General features: G+C 48.8%; 24 protein-coding genes. 1 reads left to right on the top strand and 23 read right to left on the bottom strand.

Annotated features, from left to right (window positions below; all coding sequences use genetic code 11):
* Positions 1 to 102: 102 nt before the first annotated feature.
* The 22 genes from MHI43_RS26930 to MHI43_RS27035 form a co-directional block, all read right to left on the bottom strand.
* Entirely contained in the window at positions 103 to 1,038 is a 936-nt protein-coding gene (locus MHI43_RS26930) for an LCP family protein (protein WP_036665168.1), read from the bottom strand.
* 6 nt (positions 1,039 to 1,044) lie between these two features.
* A complete protein-coding gene (locus tag MHI43_RS26935) occupies positions 1,045 to 1,593 on the bottom strand; it encodes a VanZ family protein (protein WP_015737312.1) in 549 nt (182 codons plus the stop codon).
* A 34-nt stretch (positions 1,594 to 1,627) separates the two neighbouring features.
* A complete protein-coding gene (locus tag MHI43_RS26940) occupies positions 1,628 to 2,992 on the bottom strand; it encodes a sugar phosphate nucleotidyltransferase (RefSeq protein ID WP_015737313.1) in 1,365 nt (454 codons plus the stop codon).
* Positions 2,993 to 3,026: 34 nt separating this feature from the next.
* On the bottom strand, positions 3,027 to 4,259 hold the full coding sequence (locus tag MHI43_RS26945) for a glycosyltransferase family 4 protein (RefSeq protein ID WP_036665166.1): 1,233 nt from the start codon (positions 4,257 to 4,259) through the stop codon (positions 3,027 to 3,029).
* 11 nt (positions 4,260 to 4,270) lie between these two features.
* Positions 4,271 to 5,560: a hypothetical protein gene (locus MHI43_RS26950; protein WP_036665164.1), complete on the bottom strand. Its 1,290-nt coding sequence runs from the start codon at positions 5,558 to 5,560 to the stop codon at positions 4,271 to 4,273.
* Positions 5,557 to 6,741, bottom strand: a complete 1,185-nt coding sequence (locus MHI43_RS26955; RefSeq protein WP_036665162.1) for a hypothetical protein — start codon at positions 6,739 to 6,741, stop codon at positions 5,557 to 5,559. The genes MHI43_RS26950 and MHI43_RS26955 overlap by 4 nt, the downstream gene beginning before the upstream one ends.
* Before the next feature lie 56 nt (positions 6,742 to 6,797).
* On the bottom strand, positions 6,798 to 7,646 hold the full coding sequence (locus MHI43_RS26960) for a glycosyltransferase family 2 protein (protein WP_015737317.1): 849 nt from the start codon (positions 7,644 to 7,646) through the stop codon (positions 6,798 to 6,800).
* Complete coding sequence (locus MHI43_RS26965) at positions 7,636 to 8,436, bottom strand: glycosyltransferase family 2 protein (RefSeq protein WP_036665159.1); 801 nt, start codon at positions 8,434 to 8,436, stop codon at positions 7,636 to 7,638. Before MHI43_RS26965 ends, MHI43_RS26960 begins: the two co-directional genes overlap by 11 nt.
* On the bottom strand, positions 8,433 to 9,893 hold the full coding sequence (locus MHI43_RS26970) for an oligosaccharide flippase family protein (protein ID WP_235201876.1): 1,461 nt from the start codon (positions 9,891 to 9,893) through the stop codon (positions 8,433 to 8,435). Before MHI43_RS26970 ends, MHI43_RS26965 begins: the two co-directional genes overlap by 4 nt.
* Complete coding sequence (gene gmd, locus MHI43_RS26975) at positions 9,890 to 10,888, bottom strand: GDP-mannose 4,6-dehydratase (protein WP_009590886.1); 999 nt, start codon at positions 10,886 to 10,888, stop codon at positions 9,890 to 9,892. The genes MHI43_RS26970 and gmd overlap by 4 nt, the downstream gene beginning before the upstream one ends.
* Positions 10,885 to 11,844, bottom strand: coding sequence for a GDP-L-fucose synthase (locus tag MHI43_RS26980; RefSeq protein ID WP_036665156.1), 960 nt, complete (start codon positions 11,842 to 11,844; stop codon positions 10,885 to 10,887). The genes gmd and MHI43_RS26980 overlap by 4 nt, the downstream gene beginning before the upstream one ends.
* Before the next feature lie 27 nt (positions 11,845 to 11,871).
* Positions 11,872 to 12,576: a sugar transferase gene (locus MHI43_RS26985; RefSeq protein WP_036665154.1), complete on the bottom strand. Its 705-nt coding sequence runs from the start codon at positions 12,574 to 12,576 to the stop codon at positions 11,872 to 11,874.
* Between the two features lie 16 nt (positions 12,577 to 12,592).
* The gene (gene galU, locus MHI43_RS26990) at positions 12,593 to 13,486 is read right to left on the bottom strand and encodes a UTP--glucose-1-phosphate uridylyltransferase GalU (protein WP_015737322.1); all 894 of its coding nucleotides are present in this window, start codon (positions 13,484 to 13,486) and stop codon (positions 12,593 to 12,595) included.
* 225 nt (positions 13,487 to 13,711) lie between these two features.
* Positions 13,712 to 14,473, bottom strand: coding sequence for a Wzz/FepE/Etk N-terminal domain-containing protein (locus tag MHI43_RS26995; protein WP_009590440.1), 762 nt, complete (start codon positions 14,471 to 14,473; stop codon positions 13,712 to 13,714).
* A gap of 296 nt (positions 14,474 to 14,769) precedes the next feature.
* Positions 14,770 to 15,267: a DUF1854 domain-containing protein gene (locus MHI43_RS27000; RefSeq protein ID WP_036665151.1), complete on the bottom strand. Its 498-nt coding sequence runs from the start codon at positions 15,265 to 15,267 to the stop codon at positions 14,770 to 14,772.
* Positions 15,264 to 17,414, bottom strand: a complete 2,151-nt coding sequence (locus tag MHI43_RS27005; protein WP_341283183.1) for an ABC transporter ATP-binding protein — start codon at positions 17,412 to 17,414, stop codon at positions 15,264 to 15,266. The genes MHI43_RS27000 and MHI43_RS27005 overlap by 4 nt, the downstream gene beginning before the upstream one ends.
* A gap of 108 nt (positions 17,415 to 17,522) precedes the next feature.
* On the bottom strand, positions 17,523 to 17,960 hold the full coding sequence (locus MHI43_RS27010; RefSeq protein WP_015737325.1) for a signal peptidase I: 438 nt from the start codon (positions 17,958 to 17,960) through the stop codon (positions 17,523 to 17,525).
* Complete coding sequence (locus MHI43_RS27015; protein ID WP_009590425.1) at positions 17,950 to 18,231, bottom strand: PqqD family protein; 282 nt, start codon at positions 18,229 to 18,231, stop codon at positions 17,950 to 17,952. Before MHI43_RS27015 ends, MHI43_RS27010 begins: the two co-directional genes overlap by 11 nt.
* Positions 18,228 to 19,040, bottom strand: a complete 813-nt coding sequence (locus MHI43_RS27020) for a hypothetical protein (protein WP_341283184.1) — start codon at positions 19,038 to 19,040, stop codon at positions 18,228 to 18,230. The genes MHI43_RS27015 and MHI43_RS27020 overlap by 4 nt, the downstream gene beginning before the upstream one ends.
* A gap of 265 nt (positions 19,041 to 19,305) precedes the next feature.
* Positions 19,306 to 20,358, bottom strand: coding sequence for a nucleotidyltransferase family protein (locus MHI43_RS27025; RefSeq protein ID WP_036665147.1), 1,053 nt, complete (start codon positions 20,356 to 20,358; stop codon positions 19,306 to 19,308).
* Positions 20,355 to 21,044 carry a CpsD/CapB family tyrosine-protein kinase gene (locus tag MHI43_RS27030; RefSeq protein ID WP_009590428.1) on the bottom strand — a complete coding sequence of 230 codons (690 nt, stop codon included), beginning with the start codon at positions 21,042 to 21,044 and terminating at the stop codon, positions 20,355 to 20,357. The genes MHI43_RS27025 and MHI43_RS27030 overlap by 4 nt, the downstream gene beginning before the upstream one ends.
* 116 nt (positions 21,045 to 21,160) lie before the next feature.
* Positions 21,161 to 21,571: a hypothetical protein gene (locus MHI43_RS27035; protein WP_015737328.1), complete on the bottom strand. Its 411-nt coding sequence runs from the start codon at positions 21,569 to 21,571 to the stop codon at positions 21,161 to 21,163.
* Between the two features lie 328 nt (positions 21,572 to 21,899).
* Here MHI43_RS27035 and MHI43_RS27040 point away from each other — a divergent pair, with 328 nt between their 5' ends.
* Positions 21,900 to 22,268 (top strand): helix-turn-helix transcriptional regulator, encoded by a 369-nt coding sequence (locus tag MHI43_RS27040; RefSeq protein ID WP_009590422.1) that lies wholly within the window; start codon positions 21,900 to 21,902, stop codon positions 22,266 to 22,268.
* 97 nt (positions 22,269 to 22,365) lie between these two features.
* Here MHI43_RS27040 and MHI43_RS27045 read toward each other — a convergent pair whose 3' ends face one another.
* Entirely contained in the window at positions 22,366 to 22,512 is a 147-nt protein-coding gene (locus MHI43_RS27045; protein ID WP_015737329.1) for a hypothetical protein, read from the bottom strand.
* Between the last annotated feature and the right edge of the window lie 141 nt (positions 22,513 to 22,653).

Genomic DNA, 22,653 nt, shown 5'->3' on the forward strand with positions numbered 1-22,653 from the left:
ATGCAATACAATACGGAGAGGGTGAAGACTTAACGTCTTCCCCCTCTTTTCATGCCCGCTGTTTCATTGTCAGAGCCATTAAGCATCCATGCACTCATCGTCTCATTCGTTTCGATCCATATGCTCTTTAAGCAGTTGATGGATACGCTGACGTTCCTTCTCGCTCACTTGATAATACCAGACACCGCCGATCTTCTGCCCGCCTCCCTGAATTTCGATCTGTTTGATGGTTTTCATATCCTGGCGATAGTCGGTTACAAACGTCTTCATTTCATCAAATCGGACGTCTGTCTTTACGCTTGACCCGACCTCCTTAAGCAAAGCTTCAAGCTTGAAGACCGTTGAAACGTCAAGCGCGTTGTTCAACACTTCTTTCACGATTTGACGCTGCCTGGAGTTCCTGCCTAAATCGCCGCGGGGATCCTCATAACGCATCCGTGAAAAAGCCAATGCTTCCCGGCCGTTCAAATGCAGCCGTCCCTTGGCAAAATGATGGCCCTCATAATCAAATGCCAACGCGTTATCAATATCGACTCCGCCAAGCGCGTCTATGATGTTCGCAAAGCCCTCCATGTTGACTTTAACGTAATAATTTACCGGAAATCGGAGCCATTCCTCAACGGTCCGTACGGACATTTGGATGCCTCCGAACGCGTAGGCATGATTGATTTTATCCTCCGTGCCGCGGTCCGCGATGACTGTACGAGTGTCTCGAGGAATGTTAAACATCAGGATCGACTGTTTCGACGGATTGACGGACAGCATAATCATCGCGTCCGACCTTCCCCGGTCATTCGGACGTTCGTCTACTCCCAGCACAAGCACCGTAAAGGGCTCGCGCCGATCAATATCCGCCGTCTGGATTTCCTGCAGGATGGGATCGGCTGTTATAAAAGCGGGAGGCGATGAGGGTTCCCGCTGCTCATAAATTTGTTCAGCCGTCGCTTTGACGGACTGGTACACATACACACCATAACCGCCTGCCAACACGGTCAGACTCACGAGCGCTCCCGCCGTAATCTTCAGCCATTTTTTCATGCCTCGTCATCCTTTCCGATCTAACACTTCCCTCGGCCTCGATTTCATAGACCTCCAATATGTATATGCACTGACCAGCGTTATTCCGACCAATGCGGCAATCGAATCCAGGACAACATCCTGTGCCTTAAAGATGCGGTACCCTGATGTGCTTTGATGCAGCTCGTCGCTAACGGCATACAACGCGCACAAGCACCATGACACAGGTATGACTATGCTAGCCCTGATTCGCAGCAAATTCGTCAACAGCAGCAGCAACAAGCCACCAAGGACGAAGTATTCCCCGATGTGGGCTGCCTTTCGGATAAAAAATTCAACAAAACCGGGCACACCCTTGGCATCGATGCTGACGATCTCTCCGGCATAAGTAAACGAAACCCATGAAAACCAATGTTCAATCGCCGCCTCTGGCAAGTGCTCCTGCAGCCACGGCCTTAGATCCTGCTGCTGGTACGACTGGGAGGAGAAGAAAAAAATGATGCTCATCCAAACGAAAACAATGACGATGATAAACAGGAGCCTCCTGCTCCTGTAGCTGCTTCTGTTTCTGCCCACGGCATTCTCCCCCGTCATGAAATTACCTTTGTCCTTAGACGAACTGGGTCATCTCTTCCCATTGAAAGGTTAACCGGATCGTATCCTCCTCCGATACTTCGGTACCGGATTGAACCTCAATGAATTCAAGATCTTCAAGCGCGCGAATCCCATGCAAGGTGCCGGCGGGTATTTTGAGCACATCCCCAGCCTGAACGGACTTTACCTGGTCTTGAATGCAGACTTCACCTGTACCGCTGGTGATCGTCCAGTATTCTTCGCGATGCAGATGATAATGATAGCTGGAGTTCTTTCCTGCATCAATCCGAATCCGCTTGGTAAGAACCTCATGTCCGTTCTTATGCTTTTGCAGATCGAGTACACGGTACCATCCCCAGCGGCGTTCCTCATACATGGGCCGTTGTTCGATATGAGAAATAAATTCCTTCAACCTCGGGCTGGATGATTTCTCCGTAACCAGGATGCCGTCTGCGCCAGTGGCTACCACGACATTGGAGAGTCCCAGCACCGCTACCGGAATATCCAGTTCATTAATCAAATGGGTGTTGTAGCAATCGTCGCTGATGGTCCCTTTCCCGTTGATCGGCGATGGAATCTCCTCTGTAAGCGTGTTCCAAGTGCCCAGATCCTTCCAGCTCCCTTCATAAGGAACCACCACGACGCGCTGTGCCTTCTCGATCACCTCATAATCGAAGCTAATCTTCGAGAGCCTTGCATACTGTTTGGACATTTCCTCATATTGAATCGGCAGTCCCTTATCGATCAGAAGCTGGATCAGATAGTCCAGCTTAAAAGAGAACACGCCGCAGTTCCAATAAGCGGATTGAGCGATGTATTGCGAAGCCTGCTCTTCGCTTGGTTTTTCTTTAAAGCTTTTTACGTTGCGGTAACCACCCGAGGCATCCTCCGTCTGTTCAGGGAGAATATAACCGTACTTCTCCGAAGGATAGGTTGGCTTGACCCCCATAAGCGCTATATCCGCTCCGGACTCTTCCAAAACGCGATCCAAAGAAGATAATGTATGAAAGAACGGCTCCTCCACAAAAGGATCTACCGGCAGTACGGTAACTGTTTCCTGTAAATTGACGTTGGCTATGGAATACAGATACACGGCGGCTAGCGCGATCGCAGGGAACGTATCTCTGCGCTGCGGCTCTACGATGATCGGCACCCTGCCGGGAAGCTGATTTCGAATAATTTCAATCTGCGAAATGCCTGCGGCTATAAAGGATGAATCCGCCAAGTTGCTCCTCTGCAATTGCTTCCAAACGCGCTGCACCATGGACTCGGATTCTCCTTCTTCTCCAGGGAGCACCTTAAGGAACTGTTTGGAGCGAAGCTCGTTGGAGAGAGGCCACAGACGCTTACCCGAACCGCCGGACAATAAAATAATCTTCATCTTACTACTTCCCTCCATCCTTTTATCACAGCATCTATATGGACTGCAGGAGCGTCCGGTATTTGTCGATTGACTGAGCCTTAGCAAGATACCGTTCCAAATACAATCTTCCGCCACGTCCGGTCAATTCCAACGTTTCCGTACCGCATGCATACATATTCGCTATGTGCTGGGAGATTTCGCGGTATTGTTGCGGTTCCACAACGACTCCGCATCCGCTTTCCTTAATAAGGACGGCGGCTTCGCTTCCTTGCTCAAGAACGCCGAGTATCGGCTTTCCGGCGGCCATGACGCCGTAGATTTTGCTTGGAACCGAGACGCCCTTGATCCCTTTCTGATTGACGACCAAATGGACATCCGCAGCGCATAGAGAGTATTTGATGTTTTCTTTAGGCTGAAACGGAAGGAACCGAACATTCCCCAATCCCTTCTCCTCCACATATCGCTGCATCTCAGGCTTCATGGCGCCATCGCCGATAAAAACGAACAGGATATCCGGATGATCCTTAAAATCCGAAGCGACCCGTATAATGTTCTCCAGATCGTAATAAAGACCGAGATTCCCCGAGTACATCACGATAAATTTTCCCTGCAGATCATGATCTTTCAAAAACTTCGACACGTTAGCATCGCTGCGGGGCAGCGGCGTAATATCCTGTTCGTCGGTCCAGTTATTAATTACGCTGTTGCTCGGTACCCTGCGTCCACGAAAGCGGCTGTTCAGCGTCTCTTGCATGTCCTGTCCAACCGTGATGATATGGTCGGCTATGCGGCAGCTCAAATTATCCATTCTCTTGGCCAGACGAAACAGCCATTTTCGATTCGTGTAACTGATAGCTTCGGCTTGCTCCGGATTAAAATCCATGATGTTATAGACGAGTTTTCCGCGTTTCAGCACCTTGCCGATGGCGCCAATCAATCCGCCGATAATCGGAGGAGAAGATATCGTATAGATGACATCCACTTTCTTAATGCGAAGCAATGCGATAACAGCCAATAGAAAATAGGAGAGAATAAACAGGATGCGGCTGAATTTGCTTCGCTTATTCACTTGAGGAGTACGAAGACGGATAATCCGTATACGTTCCAGTTGATCGTATTCAAACATTCTTTTCTTCTGGACGTGGTTTGCGTTTTCCGGCTGAACGGCGATAACCGTCACATCAAAATCATGCTGGAGCTCCAAACAAAGTTCAGTTAGCAGCTGCCCGGACGAAGCATAATCCGGATGAAAATAATTGGCCACAAACACGATTTCTTTTTTCATTTCATGTCCCCTTACTGTCTTGGAATGTTCTTTTCGCCGCCTGAATGAACACTACCGGGATCCTTATGTATCAAACAGATCATGGTAAGGATCATTCCGTACGACAAGGTTTTATAGCTGACCTGAAACAACAAGCCGATAATGACAGGTACAAAGGCTGCCAGCATGTAGGGGAGCATGGTGATCGTAAACCGCTGAAGAGCCCTATACAGGATCCAGATCAGATAAGTCATCAACACTGCAATCCCGATCAGCCCTCCCTTGAGCAGGAAAAAGCTAACCGCCGAATGAGTGTAGGATACAAGAATGTTGTTTACCGCCGGATCGTGAAACAGGCCTCCCCATCCTACTCCCAGCAGCATGGAATACGGAGAGGCGGACGTTTCAGCCAGTACGGCGGCGAGCTCATCCGTTTTTCCGTTTGCGCCGAAATCCTCCTGTTTGGATACCAACAATTCAAATGAGTTGGATATTTGCTCCTGGGCAAGCATCCCAGCGGCGACAAGAATGATCAGACCGATGATCAGCTTATTCATCGATTTGCGCGAGCTTACGATGAAGTAAACGGCAAAGCACAGCATAGCAAGCGCAAGCGGCGCGCGCTGCGCAACGGCCATGAGAGACCCGAGGGCCAGGAAACCGCCAGTCAGCATCACGAGGCTCCCCAGCCAGCGAAACGGGCTGGAGCTTTTCCACGTATGAACCGCCATGATGGGAAGGAATACGCCTGCAAACGAAACGCTGGGATCATACGGAAGATACAGAAAATTATCAAAGTAATACATTCTGCCCACTTCCAGAGGGGAAATCTGTACAACCACGTAGAATCTGATGGATAAAATAACGCCCATTACGGAGATGATCCAAGGCAATATCGCAAGCCAATTGAGCGTTGAGCGTTTCATTGCCGGCAAGAGCAGGAGCGGAACGAACAGATACACGCACGGAATCAAATCGCGAATAATATCCGTCATATCCCACCCATAAACGACACCGCCGTTCAGAAGACCAATCCACAGCAAAAAGAAGAAGCCGGCATGAATAACGACAGGCACGGTACCGTAATGGCGATATAACGAGAAACCGCCGCCCATCACAATGATTCCGGTCGGGATCGATACAAACAAGATCAGAAGAACAGCAATCAAAGCTTCCGCGATGCCGGGCTCTGCTGGAAAAGGGGAACTGAACAAGGCATATAACAGCAACGCTGCTATAAATCCGAATCCCCCCAAGTTGGCCACTGAGCTTCTGCCCCGATTATGCAATGTATCCGCAGGGAAACTCAGATTGTGATTCATGGGATTGACTCCTTATCTTTTAAGATCAGAACGGTGAGGAGCATTCCGTAGGAGAGCGTCTTGAAACTGGGCTGGAACAACAATCCGATCATGATCGGAACCCCGGCCCCAAGCATGTACGGGAGATTCTGCATGTTTACGCGCTTTAAGCACTTCCATATAATCCAGCTCAGATAAGCCAAAAAGACAGTAATGCCGATAACCCCTCCCTTTAACAGGAAGAAAGTAAACGCCGAATGAGTAAACGAGACCTCGGACATGTAGGTCGGATCAAAAAACAGTCCCCCCCAGCCTATACCAAGCAGCAGCGTATACACCGACTTGGACGTTTCCTGAAGCACAGCCGCCAATTCATCCGTCTTCCCGTTCGCTCCATAGTTCGCCTGCTTGGATAACAGCAAATCAAACGAGCTCGTGATCTGCTCCTGGGCCAGAATCCCGGCTCCTATCAAGATCACGATAATGACGATCAACTTCCGTACAGACCTTCCGGAACTTACGCCGAAATACACCGCAAAGCATAGGGCTGCCAACCCCAGAGGGGCCCGCTGCGCTACGGCCATGAGCGAACCTAACGCCAAAAAACCGCCGATCAGCATGGCCAGGCTGCTTAGCCAGCGGAGCGGATTCGTGCTTTTCCACGTATGCACGGCCATAATCGTCAGGAAGACGCCGGCAAACGAAACGCTCGGGTCATAAGGCAAATACAGAAAATTATCAAAATAATACATTTTCCCGATATCCAGCGGCGAAATGCGAACTTCCATATAGAATCTGATGGATAAAATAACGCCCATTACCGCGATGAGCCACGGAAGAATAGACAGCCATTTGAATTTGGAACGATTCATTGCGGGAAGCAGCAATAAAGGGACAAACAAATATACGCATGGAATAAGATCACGCAGTATATCCGTTGAATCCCAACGATAGATGACGCCTCCATTCAGCAGCCCCAGCCACAGCAGCACAAAAAAGCCCAAATGCAGCGGCATGGGGACGGTGTCATATCTGCGATACAGCGTAAAACCGCCGCTCATGACCAGAATTCCTGTCGGAAGCGAAACAAACAATACCAGCAACGCCGCGATCAGCACTTCCGTCATGCCGGGATTGGCTGGAAAGGGCGCGCTGAAGATCGCGTAAATCAAGAGGGCCAGGATAAAGGCAAGCCCCCCCATAATTCCTCCTCCAGTCGGGACCGGGGACAACTGATTACCGATAGCAGTACGGCTGTTCATGTCCCCTGGCTTACTTTCCGTAGCTCCGACATCTTGATTCCGATCTGCCAGTAATAAACCGAACGTGCGAAAGCATAGTGGAAGCCGGCGGAACCATCGAGAAACCCAAGCTTAATGATATAAGAGTGTATAAATGCAACCGCCCACTTCAAAGGCATCCGGTCGAACAGCTTCTTCTGGAGGCTTCGGATGAAAATTTGGGATTCGTTCAGGTTTCGAAAACCGCCATTGGTGCGCACCACCGCCTCCCAATCCGAATAACGGTTATGCTTCGCGAAATAATCAAACAGGGAATCATGATCATAGTGCACCATACAGCTGCTGAGCACCCCGGTACTTCCATCAATCTGAGGCTGATAATGCCCTTCCACTTCCCACATGTTCGACGCCGACAGATCGTCATGATCCAGAAATCTGCCTAACCGGCGGTGGAACAGTACCAGCTTATACATCCTGTGCCCGTGCTTCAGTACCTTGTTCATGAATACATAGTCATACGCCACGAAATAGCCTGCCGCCAAATCCCGCTTTTCTTGAAACAACCCCTCCATCTCGGCGACCAGCCGGGGGGTGGCTTCTTCATCCGCATCCACGTAAAACACGTAGTCATTGCGGAACGGCAGCTCCTCAAGGCACCATTGCTTTTTCTTCGGATATTGGCCATTCCATGTAAAATTGATGACATGTGCACCCATTTCCCGTGCAATGGCACATGTTCGATCCGTGCTGTTGGAATCCACGACGAACACCTCGTCAAAAGCGGATACCGAAGCCAAGCACTTGGCTATGTTTTTTTCCTCGTTCTTCGTCATGATAATGACGGACACCGGGATTTTATTTTTCATAGGAAAAGCGCACCCTCTTATAGAATTTAGGAAAGCTATGTTTAACCAAACGAACGCCCCATTGCAGCAGCGCGATCGCAGCGCGGAGGACGATTGGCATCCCGAGAATGGTTTTACGGATAAACCACTGGTCCCGCTGGCCTTGTTTATGCTGGGTTTGGGAGATACCGCCCTGCTCAAAAATGCATATGGGTTTACGGAGGTACGCTGCGGTCCCGCCCTGCAACAAGAGTTCCGCTGTCAGGGCATAATCCGCTCCGATCGGGTATTCCAGACGATATCTGATGCCGCTCAAACTCCCCCGCCTGAAAGCCATGGATTGGTGATGCGTAAACATGCCGTACCACATGCGCTTATGACTGCGTGCCGTCTTATACAACAGTTCACCCGACCGCGCTTCTTCAAGCGCATCGCCATACAGCAAATCCGGGAGATGATGCTGGATAGCTTGCACACGAAGCCGTTCGCCTATCGTATCATCATAAAATCGATCGCCGGAATTCATGAAGACAACATACTGACCATTGCAACATTCCAGCCCTTTATTCATCGCATCATATATCCCTTGATCCGGTTCACTGACAAAGGACACTCGTTCATCTTCAATATTCTGAAGAAAAGCCAGCGTGCCGTCATCCGAGTTGCCGTCAACGACGATCCATTCGAGCGAGCAGGATTGCGACTTCACGCTTTGCCACGTTTTGATCAGACCCTGTAGATTATTTCTGCAGACCGTGACTACGGAGAGAAAAACTTCAGATCTGTCTTCTACCCATTGAGTCCGTATCATTTGTAACTGGCTCCCTTTAATCGAACTTGCTGTTCCATGTTTTTGTTCCTGCCTGCCAGACGCATCAACTGACGTATCAGATCAACGGGATGGAAATGCACCGAAATGCCGAGTTTTCGCCGCACCTCTACCCACATCCAACCGTTCTGCGCAAGCAAACCGCATACCATCACGACGGCAAGCGCAAACGGTCCCCATACATGAACGACCGTCACGGCCGCAATTACCGTCACGACACTGGTCATCAGCGTGATTCTCAGCATGGCCCGCTCATGGCCGGTTAAGGTCAGAAGGAGTCCTGAAGGGCCTGCGAATAAATTGATGAGCTGACCCAGCGACAAGACGGCCAGAATGGCATGACCTGAGCCATAGGCAGATCCAAATGCCAATTGAAGCACTTGCTCGCCCATCAACATAAAAACCATTCCAATGACGATTGCGGGCAGCGTAGATATGCCAACAATGATCCGGCCGGCATTTTGAATGCTCGGGAACTGGCCGCTGCCGAAATACTTGGAAATGATGCTTGTCATCAGCGTATTCATCAACACGACGAAGAAATTAAGCACGGCCATTAAGCGTACGGCTGCACCATAAATCGCCACTTCGCTCTCATTGTAAAAAACGCCCAGAATCCAGATATCGCTAGAAGTGAGCATGAACAGCGCGACGTTCGAAGCCATCATCGGGAGAGAGACGGCAAGCAGCTGCCGGGCGTTTGGCCCATGATCTGCGGCCGGCTCATTCGTTGGGTTCCGGAACCCTCCCTGGAGAAGCTTCAGCAATCTCCAACCGGCGACGGAGCAGCTAATCCCCATGCAGACCGTAACCAAGATGAGCGCATGCTCCAACGATAAGGATGAACGCCCGAGCCACATCAACAACCCTAAACCTGCCAGCATGAGAAAGTTGGACAAAACGCCGCTAAACAATGTAGCCTGCCTCACATCACCGTGTCCCCGAAAGGTTTCGGCCATTACATTTTGCAGAACCGTTAACATGATCCACAGCCCGGTCCATAACGCAGCCGATGCCATAATTTCCGAGCCCAAAACCCCTCGAAGCAGCGTCAGCTGCAGGAATGTATACAGTATGCCTGTACCGGCTGCTCCGATCATCGCAATCTTCAGAGACAGCAGCGCGGTTTTACGGGCCCATGTCTGCTTTCCTTTCTCCCTCTGCTCGGCCAAAAAACGTATGATGCTCTGGTTCAAACCCAGCGTGCCCACCACGCCGCCAAAAAAGGCGATATTGAAAGCCATCAAATAGGCGCCGAAGGCTGCCGTATTCAGTACCCTGGACAGTAAGATATTAATGAGCAGCGCGGACCCCGCAAAGAATGCCCGCCCTGCAAATATCCACAAACCGCCGTTGACCGTTCGATTACGGGTGAGTTTGCGAAGATCGTGAAACCTTTCTAACTTATGCCGCGTGCTGGACGATCGTTTGCTTCTCACACGTATGCCGCCGACAGCGCTTCTTGGTATTTGATCTCTGCGCGCACCCGCTTCATGTCCTCGTCTACCATCATCTTAATCAGCTGTTCAAAGCTGACCTCAAGCTCCCACCCGAGCTGCTCTTTAGCTTTTGTGCAATCGCCAAGGAGCAGGTCAACTTCTGCAGGACGCACGAATTCGGGATCAATGACGACGTAATCCTCGTAATGCAAGCCCACGTAAGAGAAGGCTACCTCGAGGAGTTCCCTTACGGTGTGCATTTCGCCCGTTGATATCACAAAATCGTCCGGCTGCTCTTGCTGGAGCATGAGCCACATGGCTTTGATATAATCCCCTGCAAATCCCCAATCCCTCAATGCATCCAGATTCCCCATTCGCAGCTCCTGCTGCAAACCATGCTTGATCCGGGCAACGGCATCCGTGACCTTCCTGGTAACGAACTCCAATCCCCTTCTGGGCGACTCATGATTAAATAAAATGCCGGAGCATGCGAACATCCCGAAGCTTTCGCGATAATTCACCGTGATCCAATGGCCGTATACCTTGGCTACCCCATAAGGGCTCCGGGGATAGAAAGGCGTTGTCTCTTTCTGAGGCGTTTCCACGACCTTGCCAAACATTTCGCTGCTGGATGCCTGATAGAAACGCGCCTCCGGCTTCACCAGCCGGACCGCCTCCAGCATATTGGTTACGCTGATCGCCGTCATTTGGCCCGTTGCCAGCGGCTGCGGCCAAGAAGCGGCTACATAGGACTGGGCTGCCAGGTTATATACTTCGTGCGGATCGGCGATACGGACCGCTTCGATTAACGAGGCGAGATCGGTCAGATCCCCGGATATCCAGTGAATCTTATCTTTAATATGGGTCACGTTCTCGTAATTGGGTGTGCTGGTCCGGCGGCGCAATCCAAAAACCTCGTACCCTTTGCTTAGAAGAAACTCAGCCAAATACGAACCGTCTTGACCGGTAACGCCAGTGATTAATGCTCTTTTCATATTGATCCTCCAACCGATTTACTGTAGATCTGTTGCGATTCTAAATAGTGCTCATAGGTTCGGGCCAATCCTTGCTCAAGGCTGATCGACGGCTTCCAGCCGAGGGCTGTCAGCTTGCTGACATCCACCAGCTTTCTGGGTGTACCGTCGGGCTTTGAGGCGTTATAGACAAAACTTCCGTCATAACCGACAGTGGAGGCTATGGTCTCTGCAAGTTCCCGGATGGACACATCCTCTCCGCAACCGATATTGACGATTGTATTCTCCTCGTAATGCTTCATCAGGAACAAACAGGCATCGGCAAGATCGTCAGCGTAAAGGAATTCGCGCTTCGGCTGACCGGTACCCCAAATTTCCACCTCGCGTTGACCTGTCTCCTTGGCCTCATGTATCTTGCGCAGCAGCGCGGGAAGAACATGGGAGGTTTCCAGATCGTAGTTATCGTTCGGGCCGTATAAGTTCGTAGGCATAGCCGATATGAACCGGGTACCATACTGCCGATTGTACGATTGGCACATCGTGATTCCCGCGATTTTGGCAACGGCATAGGGCTCATTGGTAGGCTCCAGGGCGCCGGTCATCAAATATTCTTCCTTCATTGGCTGCGGAGCCAGTTTGGGGTAGATGCAGGTAGATCCGAGAAAGAGCAGTTTTTTTACCCCGTACCGATAGGAAAGATCTATGATATTATTCTGGATTAGAAGATTGTCCCGTATGAAATCCGCTGGGTAATCCCGGTTCGCAATGATACCTCCGACTTTGGCGGCAGCTAGAAACACATACTCTATCCCTTCACTGCTGAAGAAGCGTTCCACGCGATCACGTTCACGCAAGTCCAGCTCCTGGCTGGTACGAGTAACCAGATTGCGATATCCTTGCAACTCCAATGCCCTAACAATGGCAGATCCCACGAGACCGCGATGACCAGCCACATATATTCGGGAATCCAAATTCATTACCGCCATCTCCTTTTAAGAGGTTGTTCAAAAAGCATCTTTGGACCCCATGAACACCCGGACCGTCTTGAACAGGATCCGAATGTCCTGGGTCGTGGATTGTTCACGGATATACCTTAAATCCAGCTCCACCATTTCGCGGAACCCCAGGGCGTTTCTGCCGCTTACCTGCCACAAGCCGGTACAGCCCGGAACCACGCTCAGCCGCTGCATGTCGTAAGGGGTGTAGGCTTCTACTTCCGCAGGCAGTGGCGGCCGCGGTCCGACCAGGCTCATCTCGCCTCTCAATACGTTCCACAGCTGCGGGAGTTCATCCAGGCTCGTTTTTCGAAGAATGCGTCCCACCTTCGTGATTCGTGGGTCGTTCTTCATTTTAAACATGGCACCTTCAACCTCATTTAGATGAACCAGCTTCTGTTGAAGCTGTTCCGCATTTACGACCATGGAGCGAATTTTATACATTTTGAACGTTTTTCCGTTCTTGCCTACTCGAATCTGCGAGAACAGCATCGGTCCTCGGGGGCTTTCCACCTTCATGCACACGAAGATGATCATAAACAGAGGCAGAAGAAGAATAAGGCCAACAGCGGATAGCACGGCATCCGTCGCCCGTTTCAACCGGAAGTACCCTAAACGGGGCTTCACCGGGAAAGAGCTCGCACCTGTCATCACGGGAAATTCTTCGGCTGCAGCGGTTTCCAACGTTCTTGTTTCAATCGTTTCGATATTCATGGCTTGATTCAATCTCCTATCTAGCCAACGTTCGGTTCTTATGTATCATTTGCTCAAGTCCGTGCAAAAGGGGAAGCCGCAGCTCCTCTTTCATCAACGCGAATTCAACCGATGTAAGAATGAACCCGAGCTTTTCCCCGACATCATAGCGCGTACCTTCATATTGGTAGGCATACACTTCCTCGATTTCAGTCATTCGCTGAATGGCATCCGTTAGTTGGATCTCTCCGCCGATTCCTTCCTCCATCTGCTCCAGGTAAGAGAAAATCGCCGGGGTCAGAATATAACGTCCCATGATCGCCAGATTGGAAGGTGCGTCCTCAGCTTTCGGTTTTTCTACCATTCCTTGCACTCTGGACAGTCCTCCGATGGTGGGCACCGGATACGGATCAATGATTCCATATCGGTGTACTTCTTCAGGAGATACGTACTTAACGCCGATCACGGAACTCCGGGTCTGTTCATACTGTTCGATTAACTGCTTGATGCACGGTTTCTCGGCACGAACAATATCATCCCCGAGCAGGACGGCAAACGGTTCGTTGCCTATGAATTTTCGTGCGCACCATACGGCATGCCCCAGCCCTTTGGGTTCTTTCTGGCGAATATAATGAATGTCCGCCATGCGAGAGGGCCGCTGCACCTCATGAAGCAATTCAAGCTTCTTGGTCTGCCTAAGCTTATGCTCCAGTTCAAATGCATGGTCGAAATGATCCTCAATCGCCCGCTTGCCTTTGCCTGTAACGATAATGATGTCCTCGATACCGGACTCAATCGCTTCTTCCACAATGTACTGGATCGTAGGCTTATCCACGATCGGAAGCATCTCTTTTGGCATTGCTTTTGTAGCTGGCAAGAATCGAGTACCCAGTCCGGCAGCAGGAATGATAGCCTTTTTAATGGTTGCCATTGTCCGTTCCTCCTCTATCCTAATTCGTTCGTTTTACCGGAAAATTGGGTATTCCATGTGAAGCTCTATGTAAACAAGAGAGGGCATCTAACCCTTCCTCACTTTACGCCATCGACGATGAACGTCTAAGCCATCCTGTTTGACGGATGCCCACAGCATAATCGAGTGCCTACGGTGGTAGAGGTTCAGTAGGCATTACCTGATGTATGCTTGAAGTAACAACGTTTATTCGGACGCGTTAACGATGGCCTTTCCGGAACCGGGCGGTTCAACCGGACTGCGTCTTGACACGGAGCTGCCTCTCGCTTTGAAGTCACTTGACTTGAAGTGCTGTATGACGGCCAGTGTCGGAAGTCCGAGAACCAGTTCAACCTCTTTGTCGGTGCGGATGGAATCATCCAAATATTCGAGCAAGAAACAGAAACCTATCGACAGCATCAGCGACACAACGAAAGCAATCACGACATACAGCAGAGGACTTGGAGTGACCGGTCTGGGATCGGCGTTATTCTCGTAGAGGATGGTGATGTTCCCGCCGGGAATGATAGAGGATATTTCGGATTTGAATACGTCGGCAACGGCCGTCGCTACTTTGAGCGCGCCATCGTAACTATAATCCCTGACGGATATCGTCATGACAGGTGTATCCTGTACGGTATCGACCACCATCATATCCATCAGGTCTTTCACGGTCAGCTTCAATTCCGGGTGCTGTTCCACCACTTTTTCCAGAATCACGCTAGTTCCGATAATTTCTTTGTATGTATAAACCAGACGCATCCCCATATCCATATCATCTGAACTAAGGACAGACTTTTTTTCTTCGGTCTTATTGGTCACGATCATCTTGTTGCTTGCTTCGTACTGGGGTTCAACCATTCGATAACTGTAAAATCCAACGAGTACGCAGACTACGGCAACCACGAGGAGAATTAACCACAGCCTTTTCTTCAACACGGTTGCATACTCTTTAATTTCAAGTTCCACTGAATTTCCTCCGTCCATAAGCAAATGTGCTTCCGTAGATACATTTTGTATCATTTAGCATCTTCAATTTACGATACAATTCGTATCATGTCAATACTGATTTGGTCTTATTTACCTACAAACGATACATTTTGTTACACAATCAGAAAGCAAATTCAGATCTTTCAACATGATTTCTAGGCATGTAAGCGTACACAAATATAAATGCAGGGCCGAAACAAAAAAGAAAAACGCCCCCATTCGGCAGGCGTTTACATTTTTTGGTACTCTATTCTCTCATTTGTGAGTCGTTATAACTAATTGATTTTATTCCAATAGAGCTTGCTCTGTTTGTCGAGACGTGTAACATCGCGGAGGACGTATCGTCTGCCCTCCGTATCCTTGATTGTATAATCATTCTCCGAGAGGAAATCGATGCTCTCTTGCGGCTGGTCTATGCGAAATGAGATCCTGCCATACGTCGTCTCCACTTCCCATAGCCAATTCCTGCCCCGGCGCTTGATTGCCATAATTTTCAATATTTCGGGAATCAAATAGCTTCGCTGCAGTTCTTCCCTGGCAGCCGACTGGCTTTTCTTATCCAGTTCATCCAGCGAAAGGATAAAATGAACCTCTTGATCCAATGCAGAGCGTACAGAAACGTACCCCTCCGGCTTCGTGACCGGAAATGTCAGAACAAGGCGCACTTTACCGATTGTCTCTCGGTTTTTTTCCGCCTCTAGTTCGCCTCTCCCGTTACGATAGAGTCGAAGACTTTGGTCCTGAGCCCATACTTCCCTTCTCGCTACCATCATGTAGCAACCTCCTGCATCGGTATCCATTCGTCTTCCGGGGCTTTCGCCTGCGCTGCATGAAGCAAACGATGATATACCCCTTGGCGTCTCAGAAGCTCTTCATGGCTTCCACTCTCGACTAGCCTCCCTCCTTCAAGAACCAGAAGCCGATCCGCTCGCCGAAGAGTCGACAGCCGATGAGCAATGACAAGAGTCGTTCTGCCTTGAACCACCGTATCCAGCGCCTCCTGAATGACAGCTTCGGTCTCCACATCGACCGAGGAGGTCGCCTCATCCAAGATCAGAATCGGGGGATCGAGCAGCACGGCTCTGGCAATCGCTATACGCTGCCTCTCTCCTCCGGACAACCGATGCCCTCTCTCTCCTACCTTTGTTTCATAGCCGTCAGGGAGGCGGCATATAAAGTCATGCGCATTTGCGGTCCTTGCCGCTTGAATAATCTCCTCGGTACTGGCTTCGGGGCATCCATAAGCGATATTCTGCGATATGGTCCCATCGAAGAGGAAGGTTTCCTGAAACACTACCCCAATATTTCTCCTTAACTCCTCTTGCTTAATGCTGGTAAGCCTTCGTCCGTCCACATAGATGTCCCCCTCGTCCGGATCATAAAATCGGCACAACAGATGGATCAAGGTCGACTTCCCCGCTCCTGACGGACCGATGATGCCTATCATCTCGCCAGGTGCTATTCGTAGGTTGATCCCTTGGAGAATTCGTCGATCTTGCGTATAGCCGAAAGCCACCTGATCATAGACGATTTCGCCTTGAACGTTGTTAAAGCTCGGAGCTTTCTCGTCATCCTTCACTTCAGCAGGCGTTTGAATCACCTCAAAGATTCGTTCGGCCGATCCCAGCACCTCATTGATCCAGCTGGCGGATTGCGCCAGCCATTTGACAGGACCGAAGAACATGATCAAATACGATGCATATGCGCTTAATGTTCCGACAGTCATGCTGCCTTCCAGCACGCTCCGTCCTCCGGCAAACCATACGAGGGCTGCAAACAGTGAAATGAATAACGTGAGTACCGGCGTCATGAACATCCATAAGTTTTGAATTGAAATCATGCGATGAACATATTTTTGATTGACCTGATCAAAGCGTGCTTTTTCAGCATGTTCCTTGGAGAAGGCTTTTATGATTCGTATTCCCTGAAGAGCCTCCCCTACCATATTTTGAACGTGAATGGACGACTGCCACTGGGCATACCACATGTCCCGGACTTTCGGCCACAGTCGCATCACAACGATTCCAAGCGGCGGCAGCGGCAGAAGGATCATCAGGGTCAAGCGCCAATCCAAATAGAACAGCATTCCCATAATAAAAATAGCGGATAAAAATTGAGAGGTCAGGTGAACAATCCCTTGGGACATAAAATTTTTGAGCGCATCCGTATCCTGATTAATGCGTCCGATATATTGAGATACCTGCCGATTATCAAAAAAACGCATCGATTGTTTCATCAGGGAGTGAAACATATCTCTGCGAATCTCCCCGAGGAAGCGTCCACCGATCCTAATGGCCGTATAACCTTCGATCATCTGAAGCAATGCCTGCAGAATATACAAACCGGCGAGCATTGCGGCCAACCATATCAATGACGCGGAATCCCCGTCTGAGCGAGTAGGCGATGATATTTCATCAATGATCCATTTGATTACGTAGGGTGGTGCCAGGGATACAAGAACGGTAACGATTACGATGATCCCCATCATCATGATAGAAGATCGATAGGCTCTGCTCCGCTGAAGAAGATGGGACACCGTACTCCATTTCGGATTGCAGCGCATGCAGAAAGCGGAAGCAGTCCGTTTTGCGCGGCCGCAGCGGTCACATTTCCCCTTTTTTTCATCCAAATCGCCGCGTTGGTCCATACGATGCGGCGATGAATCCGTTATCCACTGTTCGACTTGCGGCAGAGCCTTGCGACAGGACTCAAGGTACGGTTCCGTGAATCGTAAAATTTCAACCGGGCCATCCGAAGTGCCAGCGACAAGACAACCACCGCCGATGACCTCAACCAGGTCGATGTTCATCATTTTACGCTTGGGAATCTCCAGCAATTTCTTTCCTTCCCGATCCAGCACCTGCAGCCTGGAAGCTGTAAACACAAGCTGCAACGGTTCAAAACGCACATCACGATTCAAGTCTCCGTGCAATATTAGCCAGGGCGTCTCTTTGCCATGCGTTTCCGATCGTTCCGAAATCCTCGATCCTCGTTTTCGTAATATCCTCATATCATCACATCTTTCTATTTAAAGCCTTCTTAACGACAAATACCGCCTTACCATCTTTGGCCACAGCGGTATGTTGAGCGTTATCCAGGTTAGAATCGACAATTTCCAATGATCGGCAGGAATCCAACCCTTCCTTTTATAAGTTCCGGTAAACCGTCCCAAGATTTGTTCTTTCCGTACCGGCTCATCCGGGACAATGTTGGTGTCCCCTTTAAATATGTATCGTTTCAAGCTGCCTTCGCCATGAATGTCATGAAGCCGATGACAGACGAGGCTTCCCGCTCCTGTAACAAAGAGATAGACTTCACCGATTCTGGCTTCCTCATGATTGAGCTTTTCAAAAGAACTTAGCTCCCCCTCCACCATGAAGGGGTACATGCTGCGCCCCAAGGAGGGAAGTTGGATCCCCCCGCGTCTTTCCATCCATTCGTTGGCGATTCTGGCCTCATCCAGCATACGTCAGAAGGCCGCTGCCCAACAGTTCTTCAATAAATGGTTTTACGTCCTGCTCAGCAGTATGACGGTCAATGTCATACTCCTCCGCAATTTTTTCAATGATTCCTTCCATGTGCCCATATTCCGGGATGATGCTCCAGATATACCCCCCGAGTTCATTCAGCTTGGTTGCCACATGCTCCTTCATGTTCAGCAGTATCCATTCGTTTCCGATCATTTCGCTTTCAACGTGCTCGTTTCTTATCAGCAGCCTCGTTTGTGTTTGGCTCATGAAATCCTCTCCCAAAACGTATCATTTTTCTGAAAATAGAGCTGATAGGAAGGTACTTGCTGCACTACCTTCTTGCATAAAGCAATCATATTTCTTGTTTCCTCAGGATCATGACGCCAATAAAACACCTTATCCAGCATTAGCGCGAATCCATCTAACGGCGTTATGGACACACGCTCCACTTCAGGGGATTGAATAATGTAATGGATGCCGGATAATTCGGCTTCCTCAAGTTCACAGGGATTCTCCATCTCGCTGCGAAATGGAGAATCGAACACGGTTATACGTCCGTTTTCTTCTATGTACAGAAACGTAGCTTCATCAGATAAAATCGGACGGGGACGCGACAGCTCAGCGACAGTCGACTTACCTGCACCGGATTGGCCTGCGAACATCCACGCTTTGCCGTCTTGAACCACACAAGAGGAATGGATCAGCAGTCCGCGCTCTCCATGGATTAGCCATGAGCTATACAAATTAATTAATGCATGCTTCAGGGCAAACTCGTCATAGACATGGATTTCCGCCGAACTGTAATCCCGGGATGAAATCATATGATAATCACAGCGTTTGAAGTTAATTAGATGTTCGGATACAGAAATCTGGACAGGTCCATCATCAAATGGCTCTCCGTACCCACCTCGAATACGAACATTCAAATCAGCCTGAGGATCCTGACCAGAAATGGCGGATACCCTAAATCGCTTGGCGACAAATTCGGCTATCCGTTTCGATTCGGTTTTAAAGGACACCCGGGACTTTCCGACTATTGCCGTTGCTACATACATATGATCAACCTCGACTTCCACCTATAATAATTCAATTCCAGCGAAGCGCTTTATGGAACGATGAACAAAGGAATGTATAAATACTACCAAATAGGGTTTCCGCCGCCGCCCGGGTTGCTGGGACGAGTCGTGCCAAACTCCACTTTGCCCTGTGCCAAAATTTTTGGAGCCTCGTAGGTCTTTTTCATACTTAACACCTCCTTCTTGAGCATTAGTTTATGATACAATTTGTATCATGTCAACTAGATAATGCTACATATCACAACCAAAAAATAGTAAAAATATCCTATCTGAAAATTTCACGTTTTCTTATCCACAACAGCGGCAAATTCCAAATAAGGAATCCTACCTGGGACCAGCGCTGCCTCCAAGTATCATGGACCGTGAAGGCGGTCATCATTCTAAACCATGAGTAACTAAAGCCCTTGCGACCCTGCATAACTTTACGCGCCTTTTCAAGATTCCATCCTGGATATTTAAACTTGTATGAAAGCAGCGGCAGCGGCCATCGTGCCTGAAGATGCGGGAACATGCTGTAAACCAGATTCAAAGCGATCCATACCTTCGAGAGATTTCGATCCGCAGCGGCCATATCCAACAGTTTCTCGTAATCCAGCCTTGTATCAAGGGAATGTATAAGCGTTGCAATGTCTACAAAGTATTTCATCGACATCATATGATGGTTCATGCCGTGCAGACAAATATGGTAAAAGGTGTGCAACGGGCTTAGCTCGTAAATGTAATTAAAATCGCTCATCACGCAAGCTTCGTCCCACAAACGGGACACATCCGTAGCCGTAAAATCCTCTCTGCTGATATTCCAATGCAATTCAATGGTTAGCGAGGGAAAATTATCGTTATCCAATGATTTGACGTATTCTTCATGAAAATGTGTAGCGTCGCCCGCAGCTTTAACAAATCCAGCATTCGTCAACAGCGTGGCGGCTCGATGCAAGTCCTCCTTGCCCACAAGCAGGTCGATATCTGTTGTGCCGCGTGCTGCGAGACCGCCAAAATAGCGTTCTGCAAGCAGCGTTCCCTTGAGAGGGATCGCTTCTATACAGGACGCTTCGAAGGTCTGCAGGATCTTTTTGAGCTCGATTTTTATAAAAAGGTTCTGTAAGAGTACGGTATTTGCATCAGAGCTTAATTTGCGCCGGAATTTTTCCGGGATTTGAAGAAGAAGTTGTTTTCGCTCAAGCCCTGAGAAAACCTGGGGCCCGATATCAAACAATTCGACATCTTCCATCAGTTTGTCATATTGAGATTCACTCAGGGAAGGAAGCCTCCCCTGGTACAACTCATCCAGAAACATAACCAGAATGTCGCGGTTCTTCATTTCAACCACTTACTACCGTAATAAAGCTGCTCTGCTTCATTTTCTCTGATCGTTATATTGTTAAGCACTACCCCAAGAAGATGGGCCTTAACATGCTCAAGTTGAGTTTTGGCTTTTCTCACCTGGGATTTCTTCACCTTCCCACCCAGTACAACCAAAACGACGCCATCGCATAAAGCACTGACAATAAGCGCATCGCTCACTGCCAATATGGGAGGGGTATCAAACAAAATCATGTCGTAGCGTTGCTTAAGATCGTGAACTAACATTTGCATGTTGTGGGAACCTAGCATTTCGGAAGGGTTGTATGGAATAGAGCCGGAAGTTATGACGGAGAGATTCGTAACCGCCGTCGGCCGAATGACGTCTTCAACATCTACCTGCTGGGCCAAGACATTGGTCAATCCGGTATCGTTCGAAACGCCGAATACGTGATGCAGTGAGGGTTTGCGCAAATCCGCTTCAATCAACAGCACATTTTTGCCTTCATGCGCATAGGCGACGGCCAAGTTGCTAACTGTGGTTGTTTTGCCTTCGTTCATTTGAGCCGAGCCAACCATGATCACCCTAACCTGTTTGTCATGAACGGAAAATTGAATGTTCGTCCTTAGCCCCCGATACGATTCCGCTGCCGGAGATTTCGGGTTAATGACGGTAACCAGAGGATTTTTGTATTTTCTCGCCATTTAACTCACCTGCCTATTAAAATAGTCCGATCCCTGTGAAAAGAGTGAGCGGATTTAAGGTAAAAGAACTAATGACCAAGCATCTTAAATATAGTAAAATGTCTGTATCTAGTTTGTTACTGTATGATTAGCTTTTTATTATATTGGCCTGGCGAACGATATATGTAATTTTGATAAACGGCATGGCTAAACGCCACATGACTGCTTATCATCCGGTTAAGCATGCCCGTTATCCGTGCTTTTTGATCACGATCCGTACATATTTGAACCTGATACAACCGATAATCATGCAATGGCTCTTGAGTCTGTATCCTCCCATAAACCTGAATATGATCAAACATGTCATCGATTTCATAACGCAGCTTTATCTTGGGACTCATGGGGATATCCCAGGGACACAGGAAAACAAGCTTCTCCGGACCCAGCTCGATCGGCGTCACATCGTGGCTTCTGCCGTGCAGGCTCAGGGGACCAATCTCCATGACTCTAATCCCTACCTTAATAAGATGCTTCGTTTCGCTTGACATCAGGAATTTAATTCTCCTTTATTTCTATAAATTCTGGTATGGGACATTTTATCGATGGATAAAATGATACTAAGTGTCACTCGAAAAATGATAACAGATACAAATTGTATCATTTTATTTTCCAATTTTACGATACATATCGTATCGAGTCAATAGAAAAATCGTCATTTTCTACCTTCCGTGTGTAAATTTAGGATGTTGCGTAATTTTACGACCCTCTCATCACCAAACCGTGACTTTACGTACATTAAGCTGCTTTATATAGAATCGACGCATTTTTCTAATCACACCATCAGGTATGCCAAGCAATTGAAAGGGGGATCAAAGCATGAACTACGGAGAACGAATTGCAGAACTACGTGAACAGCGCGGGTGGACTCAAGAAGAACTCGCTACCTCTGTCGGCATTACTCGTGCTGCACTATCCCATTACGAAAAAAACCGGCGCAAGCCGGATTTTGAAACATTGACCCGCCTGGCAGACCTCTTTGACGTATCCATAGACTATCTGATCGGGAGAACAACATTGGAGAAATCGGTGCTTGACCCGGAGGTTCGCTCATTTGTGGACGGACTTGAGCTTTCGGACCAGGATTTGCTGGAGCGGTTCAATCTCACGGTGGATGGCCGCAAGTTAACCGAAGAGGAAGCCAAAAGATTTATTGCTTTTGTTCGCATGGAACGCTCCATGAAATAATGCAGATCATGAAGATGGAAATCCCCGTTACTCACTATGTCCAACATAGCGGTATCGGGGATTTTCACTAGAGTCATGTTTAGCAATGACAAATGTATTAATCGTTATGAGTTTCCTCCATTTGCAGCCATTTATCAGGATGGATTCCCAATTGAGTCATGAGCTTATTGATGTCGATGTTCGTCTTCTGCTGGTCAAGCCGCTGCTCGGTGCTTCCGGAGCCTCTCTCCTTGTCCACACTCATTTCTTCAACTACCTCGCTTATCTATAGTTTCATCTCCATCCCTGCTGCATGAACACGATGATAACGCATATCTTCCCAACAACTTACTTACCAATATTATAACGAATGAAATCACATGATGCTGTCGTCTTGTGGAGCCTT

Origin of the sequence: Paenibacillus sp. FSL H8-0457, from assembly GCF_038051935.1 — a bacterium.
Classification (GTDB): Bacteria; Bacillota; Bacilli; order Paenibacillales; family Paenibacillaceae; genus Paenibacillus_AQ; species Paenibacillus_AQ lautus_A.

Excerpts from the sequence above, each read along its gene's own strand:
- MHI43_RS26930 (WP_036665168.1), bottom strand. The coding sequence starts at position 1,038 with ATGAAAAAATGGCTGAAGATTACGGCGGGAGCGCTCGTGAGTCTGACC.
- MHI43_RS26940 (WP_015737313.1), bottom strand. The coding sequence starts at position 2,992 with ATGAAGATTATTTTATTGTCCGGCGGTTCGGGTAAGCGTCTGTGGCCT.
- MHI43_RS26945 (WP_036665166.1), bottom strand. The coding sequence starts at position 4,259 with ATGAAAAAAGAAATCGTGTTTGTGGCCAATTATTTTCATCCGGATTAT.
- MHI43_RS26950 (WP_036665164.1), bottom strand. The coding sequence starts at position 5,560 with ATGAATCACAATCTGAGTTTCCCTGCGGATACATTGCATAATCGGGGC.
- MHI43_RS26955 (WP_036665162.1), bottom strand. The coding sequence starts at position 6,741 with ATGGGGGGGCTTGCCTTTATCCTGGCCCTCTTGATTTACGCGATCTTC.
- MHI43_RS26960 (WP_015737317.1), bottom strand. The coding sequence starts at position 7,646 with ATGAAAAATAAAATCCCGGTGTCCGTCATTATCATGACGAAGAACGAG.
- MHI43_RS26965 (WP_036665159.1), bottom strand. The coding sequence starts at position 8,436 with ATGATACGGACTCAATGGGTAGAAGACAGATCTGAAGTTTTTCTCTCC.
- gmd (WP_009590886.1), bottom strand. The coding sequence starts at position 10,888 with ATGAAAAGAGCATTAATCACTGGCGTTACCGGTCAAGACGGTTCGTAT.
- MHI43_RS26980 (WP_036665156.1), bottom strand. The coding sequence starts at position 11,844 with ATGAATTTGGATTCCCGAATATATGTGGCTGGTCATCGCGGTCTCGTG.
- MHI43_RS26985 (WP_036665154.1), bottom strand. The coding sequence starts at position 12,576 with ATGAATATCGAAACGATTGAAACAAGAACGTTGGAAACCGCTGCAGCC.
- galU (WP_015737322.1), bottom strand. The coding sequence starts at position 13,486 with ATGGCAACCATTAAAAAGGCTATCATTCCTGCTGCCGGACTGGGTACT.
- MHI43_RS27000 (WP_036665151.1), bottom strand. The coding sequence starts at position 15,267 with ATGATGGTAGCGAGAAGGGAAGTATGGGCTCAGGACCAAAGTCTTCGA.
- MHI43_RS27010 (WP_015737325.1), bottom strand. The coding sequence starts at position 17,960 with ATGCTGGATGAGGCCAGAATCGCCAACGAATGGATGGAAAGACGCGGG.
- MHI43_RS27015 (WP_009590425.1), bottom strand. The coding sequence starts at position 18,231 with ATGAGCCAAACACAAACGAGGCTGCTGATAAGAAACGAGCACGTTGAA.
- MHI43_RS27025 (WP_036665147.1), bottom strand. The coding sequence starts at position 20,358 with ATGAAGAACCGCGACATTCTGGTTATGTTTCTGGATGAGTTGTACCAG.
- MHI43_RS27030 (WP_009590428.1), bottom strand. The coding sequence starts at position 21,044 with ATGGCGAGAAAATACAAAAATCCTCTGGTTACCGTCATTAACCCGAAA.
- MHI43_RS27035 (WP_015737328.1), bottom strand. The coding sequence starts at position 21,571 with ATGTCAAGCGAAACGAAGCATCTTATTAAGGTAGGGATTAGAGTCATG.
- MHI43_RS27040 (WP_009590422.1), top strand. The coding sequence starts at position 21,900 with ATGAACTACGGAGAACGAATTGCAGAACTACGTGAACAGCGCGGGTGG.
- MHI43_RS27045 (WP_015737329.1), bottom strand. The coding sequence starts at position 22,512 with ATGAGTGTGGACAAGGAGAGAGGCTCCGGAAGCACCGAGCAGCGGCTT.